Source organism: Archangium sp. (assembly GCF_036389735.1).
Lineage (GTDB): Bacteria > Myxococcota > Myxococcia > Myxococcales > Myxococcaceae > Archangium.
Genome location: NZ_DASVWK010000872.1, coordinates 1 through 7,045, shown reverse-complemented (window position 1 = coordinate 7,045; position 7,045 = coordinate 1). Strand labels below are relative to the sequence as shown.

General features: G+C 69.7%; 5 protein-coding genes. All 5 read left to right on the top strand.

What is annotated here, in order from left to right:
* The first annotated feature begins 114 nt into the window (after window positions 1-114).
* Complete coding sequence (gene trmFO, locus VF794_RS31365) at window positions 115-1,470, top strand: methylenetetrahydrofolate--tRNA-(uracil(54)-C(5))-methyltransferase (FADH(2)-oxidizing) TrmFO (protein ID WP_331116792.1); 1,356 nt, start codon at window positions 115-117, stop codon at window positions 1,468-1,470.
* Window positions 1,467-3,068, top strand: a complete 1,602-nt coding sequence (locus VF794_RS31360; protein ID WP_331116791.1) for a gliding motility protein — start codon at window positions 1,467-1,469, stop codon at window positions 3,066-3,068. Before trmFO ends, VF794_RS31360 begins: the two co-directional genes overlap by 4 nt.
* A gap of 43 nt (window positions 3,069-3,111) precedes the next feature.
* Window positions 3,112-4,020 carry a tyrosine recombinase XerC gene (locus tag VF794_RS31355; RefSeq protein ID WP_331116790.1) on the top strand — a complete coding sequence of 303 codons (909 nt, stop codon included), beginning with the start codon at window positions 3,112-3,114 and terminating at the stop codon, window positions 4,018-4,020.
* A gap of 43 nt (window positions 4,021-4,063) precedes the next feature.
* Entirely contained in the window at window positions 4,064-5,935 is a 1,872-nt protein-coding gene (locus VF794_RS31350) for a hypothetical protein (protein WP_331116789.1), read from the top strand.
* Window positions 5,936-6,090: 155 nt separating this feature from the next.
* On the top strand, window positions 6,091-7,045 hold a 955-nt coding region (locus VF794_RS31345; RefSeq protein WP_331116788.1), incomplete at its 3' end, for an MFS transporter.

Below are 7,045 nucleotides of genomic sequence, written 5' to 3'. Positions count from 1 at the left end.
CCCGGGAGGGGGACACCGGGGGGCGGGGGACTGGGAAGAAGGGTGGGAAAGGGCGGCGCGCTCCTGCTAACAGTTGCCGGACGGGCCGAGGAGAACCGGCCCCCGGAGAGAATGATGCGGGACGTGAAGCTTCAGCGGGTGACGGTGATTGGTGGTGGGCTGGCGGGCAGCGAGTGCGCGTACCAGCTCGCCCGGCGCGGGGTTCCGGTGACGCTGCGGGAGATGAAGCCGCACCGGCGCTCGCCCGCGCACAAGACGGACCAGTTCGCGGAGCTGGTGTGCTCCAACTCCATGCGCTCGGACAATCCGGAGAGCGCCATCGGCCTGCTGCACGCGGAGCTGCGCATGCTGTCCTCGGTCATCCTGGGCTGCGCGGACGCGACGCGGGTGCCGGCTGGAGACGCGCTGGCGGTGGAGCGCGAGGTGTTCTCGGCGGCGGTGACGCGCTCGGTGCTCGAGGCCCCGGGCGTGGAGGTGGTGCCGGGCGAGGTGGATGCGCTGCCCGAGGGCCTGGTGGTGGTGGCCACCGGGCCGCTCACCTCGGACGCGCTGACGAAGGAGCTCGAGCGCTATGTGGGGGAGAAGCTCTATTTCTACGACTCCATCGCCCCCATCGTGTCGGGAGACTCCATCGACATGGACATCGCCTTCCGCGCGAGCCGTTACGGCAAGGGCGGCGGGGACGACTACATCAACCTGCCGATGAACCAGGAGGAGTACTACCGGTTCATCGCCGAGGTGAAGGCGGGCCAGAAGCTCCAGCCGCACAGTTTCGAGGAACCCAAATACTTCGAAGGGTGTCTGCCCATCGAGGTGATGGTCGATCGAGGCGTGGAGACGCTGGCCTACGGGCCGATGAAGCCGGTGGGGTTGAAGGATCCGCGCTCGGGGCAGGAGCCCTACGCGGTGGTGCAGCTGCGCATGGAGGACAAGGCGGGCACGTCGTGGAACATGGTGGGCTTCCAGACGCGCCTCACCTGGGGCGAGCAGAAGCGAATCTTCAGCACCTGTATCCCGGGCCTGGCCAACGCCGAGTTCCTGCGGATGGGGCAGATCCACCGCAACACCTTCATCGACTCGCCGCGGCTGCTGGGCAGCGACCTGTCGCTCAAGGCGGAGCCGCGCATCCACTTCGCGGGGCAGATCACCGGCGTGGAGGGGTACGTGGAGTCGGCGGCGTGCGGCTACCTGACGGCGCTGGCGGTGTACGCGAAGCTGACGGGGCGCGAGTTCGTGCCGCCGCCGGCCACGACGGCGCTGGGGTCGCTCTACCGGCACGTGACGGGCGAGGCGCATCCGCCGGACTACGACTACCAGCCCTCGAACATCATCTTCGGGCTGTTCCCGCCGCTGCCGGGACGGGTGAAGAAGGCGGACAAGCGGACGAAGTACGCGGAGCGGGCGCGGGCGGATCTCGCCACGTGGCTGCCGAGCGTGCCTCCCACGCAGGAGCACCAGAGGAGCGCATGATGCTTCGACGAACCGTGGTGATGGGCGCCCTGATGGGGCTCGCGCTGGTGGGGTGCAAGCGCAGTGACGCGAAGGCCGAGGGAGGCAAGGGGAGCGCCCGGGCCGCGGCGGCCGTGGGCGGGCAGGGTGTGATGCTGGCCGAGGGCCCCGCGGAGGACCTGCGCGTCACCGAGGACGGGCAGTTCGCCACGTACCTCCAGAAGACGCACAAGCCCATCCTGGAGGGCATCCCGCCCCAGATGCGGCTGGGCACGCTCTACCTGGTGCCGGTGACGGGCGGCGTGCCGCGCAAGCTGGGCGACGGGGTGACGAACGTGCCCGGAGGCCAGCTCTTCACCTCGGACTCGAAGCACGTGATGTTCCTCACCGGGTACAACGTGGCGGCCCAGTCCGGCGTGCTGCACGTGCTGGCGCTGAGCGACCCGAGCGCCGAGCCCCAGAAGCTCGGAGACGCGGTGTCGTATTTCGTGCCGAGCCCGGACGGCACGAAGCTGGCCTTCGTGGACGGCGGGGTGCTGAAGCTGGGAGTGCTGCCGGCGGGGCCCTTCCGCCCGGTGGCGGGCGAGGTGTCCACGGCGGGCTTCTCCCCGGACGGCACGACGCTCTTCCTCAAGCGGAAGCTGGTGGCGGCTGGCGGGCTGCTGGCGGTGCCGGTGGACAGCCCCCCGGACAAGAAGGTCGAGCCGCTCAAGCTGGCGGACCAGGTGGGCGACTACGTGCTGTCGCCGGACTCCAAGCGCGTGGCGTGGCAGGTGCGCAGCACGACGGTGCCGGGCACGTATGACCTGTACGCGGCGGAGCTGCCGGCGCTGAAGGGCCGCAAGGTGGCCACGGGCTCGTCGGTGGTCAGCTTCTCGCCGGACTCGAAGTGGCTGGCGCGCACCGAGGGCGTGAAGCCGGAGCAGCTCGGTGACCTGTACGTGGGCCCGGCCTCGGGCGAGCCGGGGCGCAAGGTGGGCGAGCGCGTGAAGGAGCTGGCCTTCTCGCCGGACTCCCAGGCGCTGGGCTTCCTGGCGAAGTACGACCTGCCCGCGGGCGCGGGGCTGATGGGCGTGGTGGCGCTGCCGGATGGCGAGCCGAAGCTGGTGGGCAGCCGCGTGCCCAACTTCGTCTGGGGCAAGGACGGGAAGCACGTGGCGTTCCTCTCGCGCATCCTCAAGCCCATCTACTCGGTGGACCTGATGCTGTACCAGGTGGGCGCGGAGAAGGCGCGGAAGGCCCACCCGGGTGTCTTTGGTTACAGCTTCACTCCGGACTCGACGCTCGTCTTCCGCTCGAATTGCATCCGCGAGGGCCGCGCGTGCGACTTCAAGGCGCTGGCGCTGCCCCAGGCCGAGCAGGCCCAGGCCCAGACCTGGCTCCAGGGCATCTTCAGCTACAAGCTGTCCGGAGATGGGGCCCGGGTGCTGGCCACCTCGGCGCGGATGGACTCGGACGCCTATGACGTGGCCATCTACGATGTGAAGACGCAGGCGCGGAAGACGCTCGACCAGGGGGCCCAGGTGCCCGCGCACTTCGCGGGTCAGGACGACTCACTGGCGGTGTACGTGCTGAAGGGCGCCAACGCCGGCGTGTACGTGGCTCCCGCGAAGCCGTGAGAAGCTTGCGGGCGGCCCGGGTCCGTCTACGCTGGGGCCGCCCATGAGCAACGAGCCGCTGTCGCCGCTGCTGGAGAAGTTCCGCGTCCACCTCGAGAACGAGAAGGGCGCGAGCCCGCACACCATCCGCAACTACCTCATCGACCTGGTGGACTTCGAGCGCTACCTCGTCGAGCGGATGAAGCTGTCGCTGCTGGCGGCCACGCACGCGGCCATCCGCGGCTACCTGGGCACGCTGGCGGTGGACCTCGCGGCCTCCAGCCGCTCGCGGCGGCTCGCGAGCATCAAGAGCTTCTACAAGTACCTCGTGCGGGAGAAGTTGCTGCCGGGCAGCCCGGCCAAGCTGGTGAAGAGCCCCAAGCTGCCCAAGAGCCTGCCCAAGGTGCTCCCCGTCGACGAGATGTTCGCCATCCTGGAGATGCCGTCGCAGAAGACGGTGCTGGGCCTGAGGGACAAGGCCATCCTGGAGATGCTGTACGGCGGCGGCCTGCGCATCAGCGAGCTGTGCGGGCTGAACCTGTTGGACGTGGACCGGAGCGGGCGCATCGTCCGGGTGATGGGCAAGGGCAGCAAGGAGCGCCTGGTGCCGGTGAACGCGCAGGCCATCCGCTCGCTGGAGGCGTACCTGGCGCGCCGGGGCGAGCTGCTGGCGGTGCCTCGGCCGGAGCAGGATCCGGAGGCGGTCTTCCTCAACTACCTCGGGGGCCGGCTGACGCCGCGCAGCATCGGAAGACACCTGGACGCGTACGTGGTGCAGTGCGCGCTCCAGCGCAAGGTGAGCCCGCACGCGCTGCGCCACTCGTTCGCCACGCACCTGCTGGGGGGCGGGGCGGACATCCGCAGCATCCAGGAACTGCTGGGCCACGCGAGCCTCTCCACGACCCAGCGCTATACGCACGTGAGCTGGGAGCAACTCCAGGCCGTCTACGACGCCGCGCACCCGCGCGCTTGAGCCATTGACTCCCGGGTCCTCGCGGGAGAATTTCGCCGCCCTCGTGCGCCCGCCCGTCGCCGGACTCCTTCGCGCTCTCTTCGTCGCCCTGCTCGGAGGGCTGCTCGTCCGGAGCTTCTCCAGCTTCCAGCCGGGCAGCGTCCACATCCGGGTGTTCGACGGGGACATGGCCATTCCCGTGCTGATGGCGAATGGCTCCTCCGGCATCTGGCTCTTCGACGCCTACTACTTCGGGCAGGATCGTCTCGGCGCCTGGCCCTTCCTGCTCCAGCGGCTGGCGGGTTGGGTCGGTGGCTTCGACTGGACGATGTCACGGATGTTCCAGGTGCAAGCGACCGCCGCGCTCCTGGCCGGCGTGCCCCTGGCGCTCCTCGTCCGGCGTGTGGGGCTGGTGGCGGCGGCGGCCTGTGCGCTCGTGGCCGTGACGAACCCGGGCGTCTTCTCCAGCTTCTTCTACGTCGGGCAACCCTACCCCTGGCAGGTGCTGACGCTGGGCTGCGCCTGGGGGTTGATGCACTCGCTCATGCTGACACCCGAGCGGCCGGGCAGGAGGCTCGTGGGGCTGGGGGTGATGGCCTTCCTCTCGGTGTGGATGTCCCCCACGAGCGGCCCGCTGCTGCTGCTGTTGCTCGGGGTGGAACTCCTGGGCCGGAGGGGCGCCGAGTCCTGGCGCGAGCGGCTGTGGCGCTCCGTCCCCGTGGGGTTGATGGTGGCCGTGGGCATCGCGGGCGAGCGCACCCTGCGCTGGCGCTACCACCGCGTCGTGCGGCGCGCCTTCGGTAACGACCACCGGACGCTGGTACAGCTGGATGAGGGGCACCTGCTCGACAACGCCCTCGCCCTGGCGGACGTATGGCGCCGGTCGGGCTGGACACTCGCGGTGGTGCTGGCGGTGGGGGCGGTGGGGGCCTTCTGTGTGCTGCGCGTGCGGGCGTGGCGGCGAGCGCGGGAGGCGGAGGTGCCGGCGGGCTGGGAGGCGTTGACCCTGTCGGTGGGAGCGGCGTGTGTGGCCGTGGCCAACTTCGCCATCTGCGTGGCGGTGGACCACGTGCGCTTCAACAACTACGACGTGCGCTACCTCTCGCTCACCCACCTCTTCCTCGCACTGGCCGCCGCGCTGGTGGTGCTGGCGGGGGTGGAGTCGCTGCTGGCTCGCACGCGGGCCTCCGACATGGGGGCGCCGGTGCTCGCGCTGGGGCTGCTGGGCGTCGCGCACCTGGGGATGCCCGCGCCCGCTCTACTGCCCGAGCAACGGGTGCTCGAGGCCACCGCGCGCGCGCTACAACCGGAGCAGGGCGTGCGCATGTTGCTGGGCACCTACTGGCATACGTATCCGTATGCCGCGCTCGCGCGTCCGGGGACGGTGGTGGCGGTGCCCGTCGACTGGGACTACCAGCGCACGCCCTTCGACCTGGAACGGTTCCGCGCGGCGGACGAGGTGGTGGTCAACCACGAGGAACTCGAGGCCTTCGGTCCGGCCTCCGCGCCCAACGCGTTCATCGTCCAGCACGGCGTGCTGTTGCGGCTGGTGCGCACCGCCAGTCCGCTCGAGGGCTTCTCCCTCTACGCCCGCGCCGGCCGGGACGCCCTCCCGGCGAAGTCCCAGCCCGCGTTCTCCGAGTGGAACCTCTGCGACCCGACGGCTCGTGCCACGTTGCACTTCGAGAGCGACGGGCCGGTCACGGTGCTGCTGCGAAGCTCGGACGTGCGCGAGGGCGAGCCAGTGCCCGGGGCCGTGCTGGCCGGACGCGCGTTGCCGGTGCGGGTGCTCCCGGGCTTCTACCGGGTGGAGGTGGACGGGCCGGTGGCGCGGGACACGCCGCTCGAACTCAACGCCCCCGTTGGAGCCGTGGGGGGCACCTCGGGCTGCCGTGTCCAGGACGTCTTCGTGCTCCCTGGAGACCGTGGGGGATGAGAAGCCACCTTTCGCCTGGGCGTCAGGCTTGAGCGTAGCGTCGCACCACGGGCGAGCAGGCTGCACGAAGGAGTGCCGCTGACTCCGAGCGCGTGATCCCCCGGATGACAGGCCCCGGTGCAGGCTCCACTCTTGACGAGAAAGGGAGGTGCCAGTTGGGCGCTTCAGCACGCAGTCTGCGCGGGCTCGACTTCGTCAACGTCTTCATGGCGGACGTGAAGGACGGGGTGGGCGTCTATCTGTCCGTCTACCTGCTGGCCGAGCAGAAGTGGGACCCCTCCCGCATCGGGATGGTGGTGGCCATCCCCTGGCTCGTCTCCATCCTCGCGCAGTCCCCCGTGGGTGGCTTCATCGACCACACCCGCCGGAAGCGGCTCATGCTCGTCGTCGCGTCGGCAATCGTCGCGCTCTCCTGCTTGACGGTCGTCTTCTTCCCTCGGCTCCTTCCCATCGCCGGGGCGCAGGTCGCCCTGGGGATCGTCCAGACCATCTTTCCCCCATGCGTGGCGGCCATCACGCTCGGAATGGTCGGGCACGATCGCCTGTCCCGGCGCATCGGCCGCAACGAGAGCTTCAACCACGGAGGCAACATGCTGGCTGCCGTGGTCGCCATCTTCATCGGCTGGTTCATCTCCTACGAAGGCATCTTCTACTTCTCCGTCTTCCAGTGCGTCGCCATCATCGCCGCCACCCTGCTCATCCGGGAGCCGGACATCGACCACGAGCTGGCGCGCGCCGCCTCGGAGGACCGCAAGCCATGTGGCTCCTCCCTCGCCGGCGTGAAGGAGCTGTTCTCCAACAGGAACATCGCCTTCTTCACCGTCTCCATGTGCCTGTGGAACGTGGCCAACGGGGCCATGCTGCCGCTGCTCGGCCAGAAGCTGGGAATCGACAACGTCAAACACTCGGCGCTCTACCTGTCGATCTGCATCACCATTGCCCAGGCCGTCATGATTGCCGTCGCGCCCCTGGCCTCGAAGCTGGCCGAGCGCGGAAGGAAGAGGCTCTTCCTCGTGGCCTTCCTCTTGGTGCCCGTCCGGGCGCTCCTGTTCGCCTTCATCGACAACAAGTACGTGCTCATCCCCCTGCAGGTGATTGATGGCCTGGGCG